Origin of the sequence: Pantoea sp. (assembly GCF_039594315.1) — a bacterium.
Lineage (GTDB): Bacteria > Pseudomonadota > Gammaproteobacteria > Enterobacterales > Enterobacteriaceae > Pantoea.
In genome coordinates, this window is the sequence record NZ_JBCNNP010000034.1 from 1 (window position 1) to 18,710 (window position 18,710).

The following is an 18,710-nucleotide window of genomic DNA, read 5'->3' on the forward strand; positions in this document are numbered from 1 at the left end:
GTCGCCGATCTGAATGGTCAGCTTGTCGCGTGAACCGTCCAGCATGTTAACGCCGTTGAAGTTGGTGGTTTCAGAGATACGTTTGATCTCGTCCAGACGGGCAGTGATCTCTTTCTGGATTGACGCGCGGTCGTCAGAAGAGTTAGTGCCGTTTTTCGCCTGAACCGTCAGCTCACGGATACGCTGCAAGTTTTCAGTCACTTCACCCAGCGCGCCTTCAGTGGTTTGCGCCATGGAGATACCGTCGTTGGCGTTACGGCCAGCCTGAGTCAGGCCACGGATAGAAGAGGTGAAGCGGTTTGAGATAGCCAGACCAGCCGCATCATCTTTCGCGCTGTTGATACGCATACCTGAAGAGAGACGCTCAATAGCAGTGCCCAGAGAGGTCTGAGATTTGTTCAGGTTGTTCTGAGCCATCAGGCTCAGTGCGTTGGTATTGATAACTTGGGCCATAATCGATTTCCTTTTAGCGAATGAACGCTGCCAAGCGTGGCAGCATAAATATGCGTGAATTGTTGCGCATACCCTATTCATCGGAGCCGAAGAAAATCACTGAAATAAATTTTTGGATAAAATTAAAAACAATGAATTGTCGTCAATGATGACGCTATTTATCGCCATAGCATTAATTAATTAACCAATAAGCGCACGTCTGTGTATTCCACTCGCTTAGATATTGTTGCTCTATAAGTAAAAAATTAAACTTAACGCCCAATACACCGATGGGAGTCAGTGTAACCCTCACTTATTCACTTAAAGGAATATGCATCATGGCAACGCCTATTTCAGGACTCGGTGGTTCTGGGCTTGATATTCCTGCTCTGTTAGAGCAGATGAAAGGCGCGGAGAGCAAAAAGCTCAATCCGTATCTCCTCAAACAAAGCAATTTCAATGGCCAGGTTTCATCCTGGGGCAAGATTTCCAGCTCGCTCGATTCGCTGAAAACCAATTTGGGTAAATTGCAGGATGAGGGTTTCAACGGCGTAAGCGTCGGCGATAACAAATCCTTCAAAGCCACGGCCGGTAACGGCGCCATCCCCAACAGTTATTCGGTGATTGTTGAGCAGTTAGCCAAATCGCACAAAATCGGCACTCCTGCGCAAGCCAGTAACAGCGATCAGTTGGGCGACAATGCGGCCACTCGTACCCTGAGCATCACCATTGGTGACGGTAAAACCATGGACGTGGAGCTGAAAGATGACGAAACCTCGCTGACGCAAATTGCCAAGAAGATTAATGCGAAAAACGGTGATGTCAGCGCGTCAGTCATGCCAGCAGAAAACGGTGAATTCCAACTGGTGGTGACCTCGAAGAAAACCGGTACTGACGGTGAAATCAAAATGGAAGTCACCGGTGATAGTAAGCTGGCTGATGTGCTGGATTACGATCCAAAAAATGCCAACATCCCCGGAGATCCCAGCTTCAACGATAAACGCGCTGCGCAAATCAATGCGGCACAGAACGCCATTCTGACCATCGACGGTGCCAAGGTTGAACGCAGCTCTAACACCATCACCGATGCGATTGAAGGCATTACCTTTGAGCTGCGTGAAATTTCCGAAAAAGATGACAATGGGGATTTGAAAGCAGAAACGCTGGCCGTCACCGCGGACACTTCCAAGGTTAAGAGCCTGATTGAAGATTTTGTCAAAATGTACAACAACTTCCTCAGCGCCGCAGGCACCGCCAGCGCCTATAAGGAGCCGGTGAAAGGTTCCAGCGGTGATCTGGCGCAGCCGAATCCGGGAAATGGTGCGCTGTTTGGTGATGGTACGTTGCGCCGCCTCACCAGCCTGGTGAAATCCACCACTATGGGAAGTTTTGGTGAAGCCGGTGACGTGTTCCAAACTCTCGGCAGCCTGGGCATTACCGTTAAATTTGATGGCAATACCGGTGACGATCGCACCGGGACGCTGGGCAGCTTATCGATTGATAATAAAAAACTCGATGCGGCGCTGAAAAATAACCCGAAGGAAGTGGAAGCGCTGTTCCTTGGCAAAGAGGGTAAACCTGGCATTAAAGACGGTTTGGAAGACGTGTTTAAAAGCTATTTGGGTGATAGCGAAAAAACACCCAAAACCGAAGGTGCCATTGCAACGGCGATTAAAGGTCTGAAGGAGCAGGAAACGCGCGTGGCGAAACAGATCACGCGGATGGAACAGCGCATTGAAGACAGCCTGAAGCGCAGCGAAAAAGAGTTTTTGCGTCTCGATAAAGCGATGACCGAAATGAACAGCATGAGTCAGCAGTTGCAAGCCGCATTGCTCGGCATCATGGGATAACAACCACTTATCCGGGCAGTTTATCTGCCCGGCAGGATGTAATGATGTATACCAATAAAGGCAAAAATGCCTACTCCGCCGTTTCTCTCGACAGCCAAATTGCCGGTGCCACGCCGCATCAATTAATTACCATGCTATTTGATGGTGCCATCAACGCGATGCGCCGCGCGGAAATCTATTTCCAGCAGGGCAATATTGCCCGTCGCGGCGAGATGATCTCACGCGCCATTAATATCATTGATAATGGCCTGCGCGCGGGTCTCAATCATGACATTGGCGGACAGATCCCAGCCGATCTTGAACGTTTGTACGAATATGTATCGCGCAATTTGCTGGAAGCCAATATGAATAAATCGGGAGAAAAACTGCCGCAACTGATCAGTTTGATGGCCGATATGGCAGAAACATGGAAAGCCATTGATCCGCAAAATCGTCAGGTGAAACATGTCTGAGGAGGCTATTGAGCAACTGCTGGCATTTAACCAGCAGTTATTGATGCTGGCGCAGAGTGAAAACTGGGATGAGTTTGTCGCCGGTGTTGAACACTATACCAACGAGTTGAAACAGCTGCGTGCGCAGGATGTTAGCCAACTCAATTGCATTGATGCCTTGCAACAATTATTCGCTCAGGATGCAATTTTACGCCAGTGCATTCAAACTCGCCTTAATTCCCTCAGCGCTGAAATGACCGCTATGCGCAAATCTCGCCACTCATCTCAGGCCTACAACGCCGTTTAACTTTTTAATTCCAGCACTGATTATTATGTAGGGTCGCCATTTATGGTGACCTGATTTTTTAACTTATTCAAAGCAAAAAAACTCGCCTATAAAGGCGAGCAAGTAGAACAACGAACGAAATAAAATGACAGGTTAAATGCTGATGTTGTATTTGCGACCGGTTGGCAGCTGGCTGGATTCACCGGTTGCACCATACAACGTATTGGTATTACCTACATGATCGACCACTTTCTGCATATGTTGATTTTTTTGCATATGGCTATGCAGCAGTGTTTCAACTTTTTGATTCAGCGCTTTGGTATTTCGTACTCTTTCGGTCACTTGCTGCCAGCAAGTAAATAACTTTATTTGTCCCTGATAAGGTGCATCAATTTCGGACAATTGTTCCTGCTGGCGACGCATTTCATCGTAATACTGGATCGCCGAGAGTAGCTGACTTTTATTATCTGTCAGCACTTGCAGCGAAACTGGATTAATTTGCGCACGGTTAAGCTGATTAACCTCTTCAATCATGATCGCCTCTAGTTCATCCAGAGACGTTTTCATCTGCGCCAGTATTGGGTACAACTTATCCATAACCTTAAAACATCCCGCTATTAATGAGACTCAAACATATCCTGCACTAACGCCCGAGCAATTTTGGTCGGCTCAAGCGGCAGTTCGCCCGCTGCTAATGCGGCACGCATCTCGGCCACTCGCGCATAATCGACATCACGGCTGTCGTCGTTCTGAATCTTTTTGGTCAGCGTGCTGAGCGTGACCGAGCTCTTACTGTCAGACTGGCTTTCTTGTGCCTGGCTCTCTTTTGCCGTGGTTCGCGCGCGCAAATCCTGGCTGGTTACTGGACCAATAGGCTGAGTCGGTTGGGTGCTGTCAATCATCATATTCCTCGGCATTCATATCATTTCGCTCTCGCGTATACTTCACTCATCGGTGCTCGACGAAATAACTAAAATTTTTATCGTAAAAAGATCATCACCTGCCCATCAGCATCCACTTTACCCAGTATTGTCTGACCGTTACGTGTCTGCACTTTCAGTGTGCCATCTACCGCAGCGTTATTGAGCGCTTTGCCTTGCGAGCGAATACGGAAGCCATCGCCGACGGTGACCAGATCCACCGTTTGCCCGGCATGCAGTTGCCATTGCTGCCGCAATTGATTTTGTAGCAACGGTTTACCCGCCACGACAGCGCGCGTCAGGCGCTGACCAACAATCGCATCGGCATTAAAAACCAGACCAGTCGGTTGTCCGTCCAGATTGCCGCTAATGGCTTCGATATCGCTGCGTTGTAGCACCGCGCCACTCGGCAAATTTTGCCGCGCCACCCACCAGCGGCCTTGGGCACTGATGCGAATCGGCAAATAATGTTTGCGCTTGCCGCATAGCGCGATGGCAGTGCGTTTGCCGGTTATGCGGCTATCATTGCCTGCCAGACTCAGTTCCGGGTTATCGCAAACGGCAGCAAGCTGGGCTGGCGTTGCCAGTAACTCAGCGGTGCGAACAATTTCTTCATTTCCCGCGAATGAACGTGTCAGTAAAGCATCGAGTCTGACTTGCAGGCGTTGATCCGCTGACGTTGCCGCCGGTACGCTGGCCAGCAATGGCGCGGAATAACACGCTAGCATGAAGAGTGGGAAAGTAAAAAATGGGTGCCTCATCTTGTTGCCTTATTTAAAACCCGATAAAGTGGCGCTCGCTATTTCTCGTGGTTAAATTATAAACGCCTTTCAATCTATTTTAATGAGGTAAATGGCAACACTTTTGTCGCCATTAAAGCCAATTAAAACTCCTTGTAATTAATTCATTTTCTAAATTCGCTAAAAGCGCTTATTTCTGTCGGCTCTTCGCAGTGTGATATTTCACCACTGCTGTCTACACTAACGCAGTTAAAATAAAGCCAGACAGGAGTTAGCGCAGTGGTCAATAAACTTGATGACGCATTTCGCTTTCAACAGCAAGCGTTAGGTCTACTCTCACGCCGTCAGGATGTGTTGGCATCAAATATTGCGAATGCCGATACGCCAGGATATCAGGCGCGAGATATTGATTTTTCACAGCAGTTAAAGCAAGCCATGGATAATTCATCGATGGCGAAACAATCAGTCTCACTGTCATTAACCTCTAATAAGCACATCGAAGGAAAATCGATGCCATTTGACGATGCGCAGTTGCTATATCGCGTGCCAGACCAGCCTAGTGCGGATGGTAATACCGTCGATATGGATCGTGAGCGCATCAATTTCGCGGATAACGCCGTGAAATATCAGTCAGGGCTGACTTTCCTCGGTGCGGATATTAAGAAAATGATGACGGTGTTGAGTCAGGGGTAATACGAAATGTCGCTATTCAGCGTATTTGATATTTCAGGATCGGCCATGGCGGCTCAAGCCCAGCGCCTTAATGTCAGCGCCAGCAACATGGCGAATGCCGACAGCGCCGTTGGGCCAGATGGCCAACCGTATCGCGCACGTCAGGTGGTGTTCTCAGTTGATCCTGCGGCGGGCCATGACATTGGTGGCGTGAAGGTCAGTGAAGTGGTGGAGAGCACCGAGCCGGATCGTCTGGTGTATGAGCCTGGCAATCCACTGGCGGATGAGCAGGGCTATGTGCGCATGCCGAACGTCAATGTGGTGCACGAGATGGTCAACACCATTTCCGCTTCCCGCAGCTATCAGGCCAACGTGGAAGTGATGAACTCCGCTAAGACCCTGATGCTGAAAACCTTAACTCTGGGTCAGTAAGGATTTATCACCATGGTTGCAGCAGTTAACAACAACAGCGGATCGGACAATTACGGCAATGGCAACAGCGCCGCCGATCTCACTGACAGCTTTATGAAGCTGTTGGTGGCGCAAATGCAGAATCAGGATCCCACCAATCCGATGGACAACAACCAGCTGACAGCACAGCTGGCGCAGTTCAACACCGCGGCGGGCGTGGAGAAACTCAACAGCACCGTCACCGGCGTGCAGGCGATGATGGCGCAACTTGGCAGCATGAGCGCCTCATCGTGGGTCGGTCGCAGCGTGCTGATCGAGGGCGATCCAAAAGTCACCTTCAACAGCGGCATTGGCATTCAGCAAGAAGGCGCAGAAGGCGCAGAGAAGTTCAGCTTTGTGCTGGATGGCGATGCTGACACCGTCACCGTGACGTTCACCGATGCTGACGGTTCCGCCTACACCGCTGAACTGAAGAACGTTAAGTCTGGGGTGAAGACTTATAGCCTCGATGATCTGGAGAACTTCCAGCCTCAGCCTGGACCCGCGCCAGATACCGAATACACCCTGAGCTTCAAAGCCAAAAATGCCGAAGGTGAAAGCCCGGAAGCAATTGGTTTGATGCAGGAAGTGGTGCAAGGCGTAACCATGACGCCAAACGGTGCGGTGCTGCATCTGCTGAACCACGAGCCTATTTCGATGGGCGAAGTGGTTGTGATTCAAAAGTAACTTCTTACCTCTATTTTGGAATTTTATTATGAGTTTTTCTCAAGGTCTCAGCGGCCTCAACGCGGCAGCCAAAGCGCTGGACGTGGTGGGCAACAACATTGCTAACTCACAAACCTACGGTTTTAAAAGTGGTTCAATTGCCTTTGCCGATATCTTTGCCGGTTCTGTCGGCTTGGGTGTGCAGGTGGCGGGCGTCACTCAGAATTTCAACGATGGGGGCTTAAGCTTCACCGGTCGTAACCTGGATATCGGTATTCAGGGTAAAGGGTTCTTCCGCATGCAGAATGAAGGCGGCGGCGTTTATTACGGACGTAACGGCCAATTCGATCTGGATGCCACTGGCAACATCATTAACAAAACCAACGGATTATTCCTGACCGGCTATCAGGCCACCGGTACACCGCCAACCATCCAGCCTGGCGCGCCAGTCGGGCCGATCCAGATCCCAACCGGCGATATGCCGCCAGCGGCATCAACCGCCGGTTCATTGACCGGCAACCTGAAAGCCGATGATACCAACATCATCACCGCACCTTTCGACCACGAAGATGCTGAAACCTATAACTACACCAGCCAGGTTGAAGCGTTCGATAGTCTCGGCAATAAGCACACCGTCAAGCTCTACTTCGTGCAGACCAGCGCCGGTGATTGGACCGCTTATGCGCGCAACGAAACGTCACCTGAGCTGGATCCCACAGGCATTGAAGTGCCGCCAACGCCTTTCCCGCTAACCTTTAATGCCGACGGCACGCTCAACATGGCGAATGCCAAGATCAACGTCAAAGGCGAATCATTCAATGGCGCTACACCATTGGATCTCGATCTGGATCTCTCTGCGATCACTAAATACAGCGGTGATAGCACCATGAAACTGAAAGAGATTGATGGCCAGGCGCCGGGCAAATATCAGACCTTTATCGTCGGTGACAGCGGTGAAGTCGTCGCGACTTACAGTAACGGTAAGCGTCAAACTGTGGCTCAAATTGTGCTGGCCGATTTCGCCAATAGCGGTGGTCTGGAAGCGCAGGGCAATAACCTGTGGGGCGAAACGCCGCAATCAGGCCAGCCATTCCTCGGTACATCGGGTTCCGGCAGCTTCGGTACGGTCAACGGCAGTTCACTCGAAGCTTCTAACGTCGATATGGGCCAGGAGATGGTCAACATGATCGTCTATCAGCGCAACTATCAGTCGAACTCGCAAACCATCAAAACCCAGTCTGAGCTACTCCAGACGTTGGTTAACCTGCGTTAAGGATAGCTAAATGGATCGCGCAATATACACCGCCCTTAGCGGCGCCAGCGCTTCAATGAACCGCCAGGCGGTGACCGCGAATAACCTGGCTAACAGCTCAACTGCCGGTTTCCGCTCGCAATTGGCGGCCTTCCGCTCGGTACCGATTCAGGGCGAAACCCTGCAAACGCGTGCGCTGGTGGCGGAGTCCACTCCGTTCCATGACAACACCATGGGGCCGATTACCCACACCGGCCGCAGTCTCGATGTGGCACTGCCACAGAACGGCTGGCTGGCGGTAGCGATGCCCGACGGCAGCGAAGGGTACACCCGCAACGGCACCATCGAAGTCGACAGCGAAGGCGCCTTGAGCGTGGGTGGAAAACCGCTGATGGGCGATGGCGCGCCATTAGCTGTGCCGCCGCAATCCAACGTCACCATTGCCGCTGACGGCACCATTTCTGCGTTAGGCGCGGGTGACGATCCCACCGCCGTGGTGCCGGTTGGCCGTTTGAAGATGGTCAACGCCGATATGGCCGATTTGCTGCACGGCGATGACGGTTTGTTCCGCGCCGCCGGCGGTAATGCATTGGCACAAGACTACGCACTGCGTCTCAGCCCGGAAGCACTGGAAGGCAGCAACGTCAGCCCGGTGAAAGCCATGACCGAGATGATCGCCAACTCCCGCGGCTTCGAGATGAACATGAAGGTGATCCGCAGCGCCGACGAGAATGCCCAGAAGGCCAACCAGTTACTGAGCGTGGGCTAACCGCCCACCGAGGAGTCTTACGATGATCCGTTCTTTATGGATTGCAAAAACCGGTCTGGAAGCACAGCAGACCAATATGGATGTGATTTCCAACAACCTGGCCAACGTCAATACCAATGGCTTTAAACGGCAGCGTGCGGTGTTCCAGGATCTGTTGTACCAAACCATGCGTCAGCCCGGCGCACAGGCATCGGAACAAACCACCTTGCCCAGCGGTTTGCAGCTGGGTACCGGCGTACGTCCGGTCTCAACGCAGCGTATCCACACCCAAGGTGGCTACAACGAAACTGGTAACGAAACCGATGTGGCGATTGAAGGCAAAGGCTTTTTCCAGGTGCAGATGCCAGATGGCAGCACCGCCTATACGCGTGATGGCCATTTCGACAAAAACGAAAATGGTCAGCTGGTGAATGCGGAAGGCCATCCGATCCAGCCAGGCATCGTGATCCCGCCGGATGCGAAGAACTTGCAGATCAGCAACGACGGTATCGTCAGCGTGACCATCGCCGGTCAGGCGCAACCGCAGCAGATTGGTCAGTTGACGCTGGCCAGCTTCGTCAATGAAGCCGGTCTGGAGAGCGTCGGTGGCAACTTGTACCGCGAAACTCAATCGTCGGGTGCACCGAACGAGCTGAATCCGGGCATGGAAGATGCTGGCACGCTGAAACAGAAATACGTGGAAACCTCTAACGTCAACGTGGCGGAAGAGTTGGTCACCATGATTCAGGTGCAGCGCGCTTACGAGATCAACAGTAAAGCGGTATCGGCTTCTGACCAGATGCTGCAACGCCTCTCGCAGCTGTAATTTCCGTTCTCTGCGGGCGCAGCCAGTTGGCGGCGCTCGCAGACCGTTAACGACATCGATATGAAACCATTTTTAACTCTCTCGCCAGCGGCTACTTTGCGCGTCCTGTTGTGCACAGGCGCACTGATGATCAGCGGTTGTGCGCACATTTTGCAGAAGCCCCTGGTCGAAGGGCCTACTTCGGCAGCACCATTACCGATGGCACCGGTCGGCACCAGCGGCTCACTGTTTATGTCGGGCCAGGCGATGAACTACGGCTATCAGCCGATGTTTGAGGATCGTCGTCCGCGCAATGTTGGCGATACGCTGACCATCCTGTTGCAGGAGAACGTGAGCGCCAGCAAGAGCTCCTCCGCCAGTGCTAACCGTAATGGATCGGCTGGAATGGGGCTGATCGCGGTACCGACCAAAATGAACAGTTGGTTAGGTGACGGCAAAGCAGACTTTGATGCTGAAGGCAAAAACGACTTCTCCGGCAAAGGCGGCGCGGCGGCGCGCAATACCTTCACCGGCACCATCACCGTCACCGTCAATGAGGTGATGCCTAACGGCAACCTGCGCGTGGTGGGTGAAAAGCAGATCGCGATTAATCAGGGCACCGAGTTCATTCGTTTCTCTGGCGTGGTCAATCCGCGCACCATCAGCGGCAGCAATACCGTGCCTTCCACGCAAGTGGCTGATGCGCGCATTGAGTACGTCGGCAATGGCTACATCAACGAAGCGCAGACTATGGGCTGGTTGCAGCGTCTGTTCCTGAATCTTTCTCCTTTCTGATACTGCGATGAATAAACAATTCCTTCTCTTTATTATCAGCATCGCGCTCTACGGCATGATGCTGAGTATGCCGAAACTGGCGCACGCCGAACGTATTCGTGATTTGGCGACGGTGCAGGGCGTGCGCTCTAACGCCTTGATGGGCTACGGCTTGATCGTCGGTTTGGATGGCACCGGCGACCAAACCATGCAGGCGCCGTTCACCGGACAAAGCGTCAACAACATGCTGTCGCAGCTCGGTATTGCCGTGCCGCCTGGCACGAATATGCAGTTGAAAAACATCGCTGCGGTGATGGTAACGGCGGAATTGCCACCGTTTGCCCGCTCTGGCGACAAGCTCGATATTGTGGTGTCGTCGCTGGGTAACGCTAAAAGTCTACGTGGCGGCACGCTGTTGATGACGCCACTGAAAGCCGCAGATAACCAAATCTACGCCATGGCGCAAGGTAACATCCTGATCTCCGGAGCTGGCGCGCAAGCCGGTGGCAGCCGCGTACAGGTTAATCAACTGAACGGCGGCCGCATCAGTGGTGGCGCGACGGTTGAGCGTGAAGTACCGAATGATTTCGCCAGCCAAAACGTGGTGCGTTTGCAGCTCAACGAATCCGATTTCTCGCTAGCGCAGTTGATCAGCGATGAGATCAACCGTCGTTACAACGGTGGCGCGGCAATCCCGGAAGACGCGCGCACTGTGCGTTTGTTTGCGCCTGCCGATGGCCCCTCGCGCGTGCGTTTTCTTGCCAATATCCAGGACATTCCAGTGCGCGTAAACGTGCAGGATGCCAAGGTAATCGTCAATTCACGTTCTGGTTCGGTGGTGATGAATCGCCATGTCTCGCTGGATAGCTGCGCGGTGGCGCACGGCTCGCTAACGGTGGAAGTGACGCAAAACAACGTGGTCAGCCAGCCAGATACGCCGTTTGGCGGCGGCCAAACCGTGGTGACACCGCAAACCGATATTTCGGTACGCGATCAGGGCGGATCATTGCAGAGCGTGCGCAGCAGTACCGATCTCAACAACGTGGTACGCGCACTGAACAATCTTGGCGCAACGCCTAACGAGTTAATGTCGATTCTGCAAGCGATGAAAAACGCCGGCTGCCTGCGCGCTAAGCTGGAGATTAACTAATGGAGAAATTCGATAAGTACGATCGTCCGGCGTTCGACATGCGTTCGCTGGACACGCTCAAACGCGAGGCGGGGCGCGCCTCGCCGGATGCGCTAAAAGCGGCGGCGAAGCAGATGGAAGGCATCTTCGTGCAAATGATGATGAAGAGCATGCGCGATGCAACCATCAAAGATGATTTGATGCATAGCCAATCGTCAGAAATGTTCACCGCGATGCACGATCAGCAAGTAGCGCAAAATATTGCCGGGAGTAATCAGCTCGGCTTTGCCGATCTTATCGTACGCCAGTTGGGTGGCGAGAGTGAAGGCAGCCAGGTCGGTGCGCCGGGTCGCGGCCCGATGTCGCTGGTGGGGGAAACCGCCAATATTCGCGCCAGTGGCCCGCTGCGTTTACCAGCACCGCTGTCGTTCGGGCAAGCAACTGAAGGTGCGCATCCGTTTATCACCCGGCTGCTGCGCCCGGCACAGCAAGCGGCGCAGCAAAGCGGGGTGCATCCGCATTTGATTCTGGCGCAGGCTGCACTGGAATCAGGTTGGGGCAAACGCGAGATTCCCGCCGCCGATGGCTCGCCGAGTCACAACCTGTTTGGTATCAAAGCCACCGGTGACTGGCAGGGCAAAACCACCGAAATCACCACCACCGAATATATCGACGGCGTGAAGCGCAAGGTCAAAGCCGCGTTCCGCGTCTACGAATCCTATGAACATGCGCTGTCGGATTACGCCAAATTGTTGACGAAAAACCCGCGCTACAACCGCGTGGTGGAATCGGCCACGCCAGAGCAAGGCGCGAAAGCGTTACAAGCGGGTGGTTACGCTACCGATCCGGCTTACGCACAAAAGCTCATCACCATCATTCAAAAAGTGAAAGGCAATATTCAGCAAGGCGTTTCTGCCTATCAAAGCGATATTTCGAAATTATTTTAGAAAGTCGTTTTAGAGAATTTTGTAATCACCGATGAAATAAATAGAACAATGTGAATTTTAATTTTGGCGCCAGCGCCAAATTACCGATAACGGAACCTGTTAGACGCTTATGAATAACCTCTTTAATTTAGCGCGCAGTGGTTTGAGCACCGCCCAGTCGGCCCTGAGTGTGGTCGGCAGTAACTTAACCAACGGCATGTCGCCAAATTACAGCCGTCGCGACATTCTGATTGGCGAGTCCGGTGGTTTGGCTACCGCACAAGGCTTCTATGGCTACGGCGCCAAAGTAAATGGTGTACAACGTGCTTATGATGCCTTCGCGAATTCACAATTGCGCGGCTCGGTTTCTAACTGGGCAGCGCTGAACGGTCGGCACGAGCAGTTGACCGACATCGATAACATGCTGGGTGATGAATCCGATAACGTCTCGGTTTCGCTGAATAATCTGTTCAAAGCCATGGCAACACTGAGTGAAAACGCTTCTGATGGCCCGTCGCGATCGGCGGTATTCAGTTCGCTTGGCGTATTAACGCAGCGCTTTAATGAAAGCGGTAAGCGCCTGAGCGGTTTGGAAAAAAGCACCAATACTCATATCGAGCAAAGCGCCAAAGATATCAATAGTTACACTGAGCAATTAGCGGAGGTGAACAAACAGCTGGAGCGCATCCAGGCACAAAACGGCACGCCGCCGGCGGATCTACTGGATCAGCGTGATGCTTTGCTGGAAAACCTCAGTGAACAGATTGGCATTGATGTCACGGAAAACCGTGTTACCGGCCGAGTGGATATCACGCTGGCTGATGGTCGTCCGCTGGTCTCTGGTGAAACCGCCCACAAACTGTCAACTGCCCCTTCCGAGAGCGATCCCAATAAAATCGTGGTGTCGTATGTCGGCAGCGATGGCAAAGCCACACCAATTAATGAAAGCAGCATTACCAAAGGCCGTCTGGCGGGATTGTTCAAATTCCGCAATGAAGACCTGGACGTGGCACGAAATGAGCTGAACCAGATTGCGTTCCAGATGGCCAGCCGCATGAATGAACAGCATCAGGCTGGTTTCGATCTGGATGGCAATCCAGGCGATCCACTGTTCTCTTTACCGGCGATGAAAGCGATTACTAACAGCAACAACACCGGCAATGGGCGTCTGGATAACATTCGCGTGTTGGATTACAAAGCGGTGAATGCTGAGGATTACAACATCAGCTTTGATGGCACCAATTGGAACGTGACCGGCGCGGATGGCCGCACGGTACCTGCCACCGCTTCCGGCGGTGTACTGACCTTCGATGGCGTTGAAATTGATTTGCCCCCGGTCGGCGTCAATGCTGGCGATAAATTCAGCTTTAACCCGCTGGCGGGGATGGCAGAAGGGATTGGCCGCGCACTGAGTAACGCCAGCAAATTTGCCGCATCCGACAGCGCCACTGGCGGTAGCTCGAATAACAACAACCTGGAAGCGATGTTAAAAATCCAGGATGAGAAGCTGATTGGCGGAAATACCCTAACTAGCGCCTATACCAAACTGGTGGGCACGATTGGTGCTAATGCACGCGCAGTGCAATCCGGTTTGAAATCGGCGGAGATTGATCTCAGCACTAAATATGACACCAAGCAGTCACTGAGCGGGGTGGATATGAATGAAGAGACGGTCAACATGAATATGTTCCTGCAGTATTACCAGGCGAATGCCCAAATCCTGCAAACTGCCACCACGCTGTTTGATACTTTGCTGACGATTAAATAAAGGAATAGATAATGCGGTTAAGTACGCTTTATATGTTTAAACAAAGCGCCGAGAGCATGTCGAAGCGCGTGAATGATAATAACGATATTTACATGAAGTTATCTGCTGGAAAATCTTTGTTGCGAGCTTCAGATGATCCACAAGGTGCAACGGATGCGGTGAAATATCAGGATGCGATTGCCAAGCTTGAGTTGTACAGCAATGTTCGTGCAGGAACGCGCGGCGCAATGCAGCATGAAGACCATATTCTGAGTTCAGTAGGCAATTTGCTGACCACATCGTTAACCGAAAAAATTGTCGCGGCCAAAAGCGACACCTATTCCGATGAAGATCGCAATGCGCTGGGTAAAGAGATTGAAGGCATCCGCGCCAATTTGCTCGATTTAGCTAACTCACGTGATAGCAATGGCCGTTATATTTTCTCCGGTTTCCATACGGATACGCCTGCATTTGATGCAACGGGGAATTATCAGGGCGGAGCAGAAGCCCGTAAGCAAACGGTAGCAGACAGCACCGAAATGACCGTCAGTCACTTAGGTGATGCTGTGTTTGGCGATATCTTCGGTAAATTGGACGATGCGGTTGCAGAACTCAGCAAATCGCCTATCGATCAAATCGCACTCGAAGCGGCGCTCAGTGAGGCCAGTAAAGCCGTTAGCGCGGGTATCGAGCGTTTGGGTAAAACCCAAGCCGAATTGGGCACCAATATGCAGCAATTGGACTCGCTGGATTTAACCGCTGATAACCTGATCAACGAAAATATTGTTAAAGTGCAAAATGCCATTGGTTCAGATTACGGCACCATGACATCGCTAATCATGGATTCGAAAATGTCGGAATTTGCGCTGAATGCCTCGATGCTGGTATTCCAATCAATGCAAAAAATGAATCTATTTAATAAATAAAAAATAATTACACTATTTCCTCGTACCCTTACTCATTACTAACCAGGTCTTTCCTGTTGCCATTATTGGTTGGCAGGAAAGAAAAAATATTATGCTTAAAAAAATTAAAATATACAGTGCTATCAATATAATTATTGTTTTATTCGCCTCGATTTTATTTGCTGCCGTCATTTTCTCACTTTATGACTCACACGCAAATAATGATAATTTCAAACGTCTGGTTATCTCTGCGGATAATAATATCCGCGTACGTGATGCCGCGTATGACATCAGTACGGCCATCGCCAACACCAACGGACTGATGATGAACGGTGCCAGAGGTGGACGTCAGCCGCAAGAAGTACTGAAAGTCACACGTGATATCCTGGAAGAAGGGCACGTGAGCATGGATGAATTCATGGCCACTCCGTTCAATTCCGCAGAAGAGCGTAAAGCCGGTGCAGAAGTGAATGCGGCATTTGACGCGGTCTATACCATGGTATTGAACAAGTTAGATCACGTTAATGACATTGACAGTTATAACGGTTCACTTGAAAAAGAGATGGCGTTGAGTACCACGCTGCGCGAAAAAATCGCCCGCTACAATGACGTCACTTCGCAACAGGCACAGGACTATATTAAAGAGGCGGAATCGAACTATCAGTTCATGATTGCGGCGGGATCATTGGTTGCCATCCTGACGCTCATCATGGTGATTGCCACCCGACTTTGGTTAGGTCGAACCTTTGTGCAACGCATGAAGATGACGATGGAGATGTTGAAGCGCGTTGCCGCCGGTGATCTCAGCCATAACGTCACGGTGGGTAAAGCCAATGAGATTGGTGAAATGCTGCAAGAGCTGGAAAACATGCGCTCTTCATTGACTGACACCATCTACGGTATTCGCGACAGCGTGCAGCATATTCACTCCAACGCGCAGCAAATTGCCCACGGTAACAACGATCTCTCTTCGCGCACCGAAGAGCAGGCCGCAGCGTTACAGCAGACCGCCGCCAGTATGGAGCAAATCAAAACCACGGTGCGTCAGAATGCTGACAATGCGCATACCGCTCGCCAGTTAGCGGAAGGGGCAAGCAACAATGCACGTCATGGTGGCGAGGCGATGCAGAATCTGGAGCAAATCATGGCGCAGATCACGCTTAGCTCGCGCCAGATCGCTGATATCAACGGCGTGATTGATAGCATCGCCAATCAGACTAACATTTTAGCGCTTAACGCTGCGGTCGAAGCCGCGCGAGCCGGTGAACAAGGACGTGGCTTTGCCGTGGTTGCTGAAGAAGTACGTAATCTGGCGAAACGTAGTGCTGACGCGGCGAAAGAGATCAATCAGCTGATTAACACCTGTGTGAGCAACATGGATACCGGCTCGCGTCAGGTCAATCAAGCCAGCACTGTGATGCAAGAGATTGTCAGTTCGGTGGGCCACGTTACCCAGATCATGGGGGAAATCACCTCGGCGTCCGATGAACAAAGCGCCGGCATCAACCAGATTTCGCAAGCTGTGAATGAAATGGACTTAGTCACACAGCAAAATGCGGCGATGGTTGAAGAAGCGGCACAGGCGGCGGTTGAGCTTGAAGCACAATCTGATTCGCTGGAAAAACGCGTGGCGCAGTTTGTACTGGGTAAAGACGTTGCAGTGAAAAATACCCCAGCATTAGCCAAAGTTAGCGCTTCGCGTAATCATAACGCCTCTGCTGAAAAAGATAATGCTCAGTGGGAAACATTTTAAGCATTGAATTACTCGCAACATTGTCGCTAATTACCACGATAGGGAATTCAATAAAATAAAGTAGTGGATTAGGCATTTTTATACGGGCTTATTGCACTATATGAATTCCCGCTTTCACCGGATAATTCTCATTGAGAATATGAGGTGAATAGGATCGTGGACGGTATATACACAGCCGAAGGGCTTGAAGATAAAACAGCGTTATGGTCGAAATACCATCATCTGGTTCGTCAGGAAGCGCTGCGATTACAAAAGCGCTTACCCGCCAGCGTTGAACTGGATGATTTAATTCAGGCTGGAGCGATGGGATTTCTTGGGGCAATTGAGACGTTCGATCCAAAAAAAGGGGTTACGCTCAGTGCCTGGATTATTCAACGTGTGCGTTGGTCTTTACTGGATGAATTACGTGAGCGGGATTGGGTGCCACGGCGAGTAAGAACACATTCACGTGAAATCGCTGAAATCATAAAAAATATTGAGCAGAAAAAAGGAGGGGAAGCGACAGAAGCAGAAATCGCCGAACACATGGGCGTTTCGCTGAAGGAGTTTCAGCAGATGCTGGCAGATAATAATAGCAGCCAAATGTACTCAATGGATGAGCTGCAAGAGAACTTTGCCGATCTGTGGGAAAACACCAGTGACGAGACTGAATCACTGAATCCGCTACATGATTCAATTCAACAGGATCTGATTGGTAAAATTGCTGAGCACATTACTGTAATACCCGAGCGAGAGCAGCGAATATTACAGTTCTACTATCAGCATGATCTCAATATGAAAGAGATAGCGTTGATTTTAGGCATTACTGAAACACGGGTTAGTCAATTACACAGTTTAGCAATAAAAAGATTACGCAGCAGGATGGAATCCACTGCAAAGTAACTACAAACTAGTAACATTAACATTGTTAATAGGTCTTTAAGTTGTTTTTAAGTTAATAAAATGACAATTAAGAACGTTTAATAATGTGCTTTTTTCAATAAAAACATATGGTTGGTGTCTTGTTGTGGAATGGGGGATGTTCTGACGGATTGTTAGGATTATTCCGAATGGCTATTATTTGCTCCGTTTCCCGATACAGGCCGAGTCTTGGTTCAAATAGATTTGATGACACATATTCATTCTTGTTCACATGAGATTGAAATCATCACTAAGACGCGAGTTTGTATTGTTCCGGTAATGTTTCATTACCCTTTTAGACTTATCTATTTTATTGATGAAGGTTGAGGTGTTATCAGTGTCAAACTTTGACGAGTATCTACAGCACATTCATGACATTAACTTGTCCTATCTGCTTCTGGCTCAGCAGCTTATTCGACAGGACAAATTTGCCGCCGGATTCCGCCTGGGATTATCAGAAGGAACGATTGATAACTTGAAGGAGTTATCGTTACCACAATTAATGAAATTGGCTTCAACTAATCAACTCATTTGTCGTTTACGTGTTGATGATGAAGTGGTGATCGAGAATTTAACCAAAGACTCACGCATCGAAGCATTACAGCAAATTCACACGGGGATTATTTTGTCGACTAATCTGCTTAATTCCCTTGAAGAAGTCCCTGTTGTCGAAGAACAAGGTGGCTGGAATGTGTGATAATAAAAGTTTGTTGGAAGAAATTCATGATGTGAATATCGCCATGGGATTAATTTCCCTCGGTGCGCGCATGCAGGTTCTGGAATCAGAAACGTCGTTAAGTCGTCGTCGTTTATTACGTTTGTATAAAGAGTTACGCGGTTGTCCACCACCTAAAGGGATGCTGCCGTTTTCCGAGGATTGGTTTATGTCCTGGGAGCAAAACATTCACTCTTCGATGTTCTATAACATCTATCTCTATTTAAAGAGTGCCGAGCAAGGGCGTTCGATTGAGACGCTGATTAAGACTTACCGTTTATATCTGGAACAGTGCTGCTCTAATGCCGATGACAAACCCGTATTAGGATTGACTCGTGCATGGACATTATTGCGTTTCATTGATTGCGGCATTATTTCACGCAAAGCCTGCAGCGTTTGTCAGGGCGGCTTTGTGGTTACCACCGAGTTTATTAAAAATCCGTTTACCTGCAGTTTGTGCAGTCCGCCTTCGCGTGCTTTTAAGAAATCACAAGTGAGTGGCAATGGACGCATAAATCCATTTGCTACGCCAAATCTGATGGCGGTGACAGCCTGATCCAATGACAGGAACAGTGCACAAGATGGCAGGACGCCGATTCTGCAACTCAC

General features: G+C 50.5%; 21 protein-coding genes and 1 pseudogene. 18 read left to right on the top strand and 4 right to left on the bottom strand.

Annotated elements, in window-relative coordinates; all coding sequences use genetic code 11:
- Positions 1 to 453 (bottom strand): annotated as a pseudogene (locus tag ABDW13_RS16760) (flagellin FliC); the annotation flags it as partial.
- 317 nt (positions 454 to 770) lie between these two features.
- Between ABDW13_RS16760 and fliD the strand changes: the two are divergent.
- Genes fliD through ABDW13_RS16775 form a run of 3 tightly spaced genes read left to right on the top strand, consistent with a single transcriptional unit; the run spans position 771 to position 3,020 of the window.
- Positions 771 to 2,282, top strand: a complete 1,512-nt coding sequence (gene fliD / locus ABDW13_RS16765) for a flagellar filament capping protein FliD (RefSeq protein ID WP_343553685.1) — start codon at positions 771 to 773, stop codon at positions 2,280 to 2,282.
- A 44-nt stretch (positions 2,283 to 2,326) separates the two neighbouring features.
- Entirely contained in the window at positions 2,327 to 2,734 is a 408-nt protein-coding gene (gene fliS, locus ABDW13_RS16770) for a flagellar export chaperone FliS (protein ID WP_343553686.1), read from the top strand.
- Positions 2,727 to 3,020 carry a flagellar protein FliT gene (locus ABDW13_RS16775; protein ID WP_343553687.1) on the top strand — a complete coding sequence of 98 codons (294 nt, stop codon included), beginning with the start codon at positions 2,727 to 2,729 and terminating at the stop codon, positions 3,018 to 3,020. Before fliS ends, ABDW13_RS16775 begins: the two co-directional genes overlap by 8 nt.
- Before the next feature lie 132 nt (positions 3,021 to 3,152).
- Here ABDW13_RS16775 and flgN read toward each other — a convergent pair whose 3' ends face one another.
- The 3 genes from flgN to flgA all read right to left on the bottom strand — a co-directional run bounded on the left by flgN (position 3,153) and on the right by flgA (position 4,680).
- Positions 3,153 to 3,596, bottom strand: a complete 444-nt coding sequence (flgN, locus tag ABDW13_RS16780; RefSeq protein ID WP_343553689.1) for a flagellar export chaperone FlgN — start codon at positions 3,594 to 3,596, stop codon at positions 3,153 to 3,155.
- A gap of 20 nt (positions 3,597 to 3,616) precedes the next feature.
- Positions 3,617 to 3,901, bottom strand: a complete 285-nt coding sequence (gene flgM / locus ABDW13_RS16785) for a flagellar biosynthesis anti-sigma factor FlgM (protein ID WP_343553690.1) — start codon at positions 3,899 to 3,901, stop codon at positions 3,617 to 3,619.
- Between the two features lie 77 nt (positions 3,902 to 3,978).
- Entirely contained in the window at positions 3,979 to 4,680 is a 702-nt protein-coding gene (gene flgA / locus ABDW13_RS16790) for a flagellar basal body P-ring formation chaperone FlgA (protein WP_343553691.1), read from the bottom strand.
- A 258-nt stretch (positions 4,681 to 4,938) separates the two neighbouring features.
- Here flgA and flgB point away from each other — a divergent pair, with 258 nt between their 5' ends.
- The 15 genes from flgB to flhC all read left to right on the top strand — a co-directional run bounded on the left by flgB (position 4,939) and on the right by flhC (position 18,657).
- Positions 4,939 to 5,352 carry a flagellar basal body rod protein FlgB gene (gene flgB, locus ABDW13_RS16795; RefSeq protein ID WP_343553692.1) on the top strand — a complete coding sequence of 138 codons (414 nt, stop codon included), beginning with the start codon at positions 4,939 to 4,941 and terminating at the stop codon, positions 5,350 to 5,352.
- Between the two features lie 6 nt (positions 5,353 to 5,358).
- Positions 5,359 to 5,763, top strand: coding sequence for a flagellar basal body rod protein FlgC (flgC, locus tag ABDW13_RS16800; protein ID WP_343553693.1), 405 nt, complete (start codon positions 5,359 to 5,361; stop codon positions 5,761 to 5,763).
- Positions 5,764 to 5,775: 12 nt separating this feature from the next.
- Positions 5,776 to 6,468, top strand: a complete 693-nt coding sequence (locus ABDW13_RS16805) for a flagellar hook capping FlgD N-terminal domain-containing protein (RefSeq protein WP_343553694.1) — start codon at positions 5,776 to 5,778, stop codon at positions 6,466 to 6,468.
- Between the two features lie 28 nt (positions 6,469 to 6,496).
- Entirely contained in the window at positions 6,497 to 7,720 is a 1,224-nt protein-coding gene (gene flgE, locus ABDW13_RS16810; protein WP_343553695.1) for a flagellar hook protein FlgE, read from the top strand.
- A 10-nt stretch (positions 7,721 to 7,730) separates the two neighbouring features.
- A complete protein-coding gene (locus ABDW13_RS16815; protein WP_343553696.1) occupies positions 7,731 to 8,468 on the top strand; it encodes a flagellar basal body rod protein FlgF in 738 nt (245 codons plus the stop codon).
- 22 nt (positions 8,469 to 8,490) lie between these two features.
- Entirely contained in the window at positions 8,491 to 9,273 is a 783-nt protein-coding gene (gene flgG / locus ABDW13_RS16820; RefSeq protein ID WP_343553697.1) for a flagellar basal-body rod protein FlgG, read from the top strand.
- Between the two features lie 126 nt (positions 9,274 to 9,399).
- Positions 9,400 to 10,047, top strand: coding sequence for a flagellar basal body L-ring protein FlgH (locus ABDW13_RS16825; RefSeq protein ID WP_343553698.1), 648 nt, complete (start codon positions 9,400 to 9,402; stop codon positions 10,045 to 10,047).
- Between the two features lie 7 nt (positions 10,048 to 10,054).
- A complete protein-coding gene (locus ABDW13_RS16830; protein WP_343553699.1) occupies positions 10,055 to 11,176 on the top strand; it encodes a flagellar basal body P-ring protein FlgI in 1,122 nt (373 codons plus the stop codon).
- Entirely contained in the window at positions 11,176 to 12,102 is a 927-nt protein-coding gene (flgJ, locus tag ABDW13_RS16835) for a flagellar assembly peptidoglycan hydrolase FlgJ (RefSeq protein ID WP_343553701.1), read from the top strand. The genes ABDW13_RS16830 and flgJ overlap by 1 nt, the downstream gene beginning before the upstream one ends.
- A gap of 109 nt (positions 12,103 to 12,211) precedes the next feature.
- On the top strand, positions 12,212 to 13,849 hold the full coding sequence (gene flgK, locus ABDW13_RS16840; RefSeq protein ID WP_343553702.1) for a flagellar hook-associated protein FlgK: 1,638 nt from the start codon (positions 12,212 to 12,214) through the stop codon (positions 13,847 to 13,849).
- Between the two features lie 11 nt (positions 13,850 to 13,860).
- The gene (gene flgL, locus ABDW13_RS16845) at positions 13,861 to 14,754 is read left to right on the top strand and encodes a flagellar hook-associated protein FlgL (protein ID WP_343553703.1); all 894 of its coding nucleotides are present in this window, start codon (positions 13,861 to 13,863) and stop codon (positions 14,752 to 14,754) included.
- Positions 14,755 to 14,845: 91 nt separating this feature from the next.
- Complete coding sequence (locus tag ABDW13_RS16850; RefSeq protein ID WP_343553704.1) at positions 14,846 to 16,486, top strand: methyl-accepting chemotaxis protein; 1,641 nt, start codon at positions 14,846 to 14,848, stop codon at positions 16,484 to 16,486.
- Positions 16,487 to 16,642: 156 nt separating this feature from the next.
- Entirely contained in the window at positions 16,643 to 17,368 is a 726-nt protein-coding gene (locus tag ABDW13_RS16855) for an RNA polymerase sigma factor FliA (protein WP_343553705.1), read from the top strand.
- Positions 17,369 to 17,723: 355 nt separating this feature from the next.
- Positions 17,724 to 18,083, top strand: coding sequence for a flagellar transcriptional regulator FlhD (gene flhD, locus ABDW13_RS16860; RefSeq protein WP_343553706.1), 360 nt, complete (start codon positions 17,724 to 17,726; stop codon positions 18,081 to 18,083).
- The gene (flhC, locus tag ABDW13_RS16865; RefSeq protein WP_343553707.1) at positions 18,076 to 18,657 is read left to right on the top strand and encodes a flagellar transcriptional regulator FlhC; all 582 of its coding nucleotides are present in this window, start codon (positions 18,076 to 18,078) and stop codon (positions 18,655 to 18,657) included. The genes flhD and flhC overlap by 8 nt, the downstream gene beginning before the upstream one ends.
- Positions 18,658 to 18,710 lie beyond the last annotated feature (53 nt).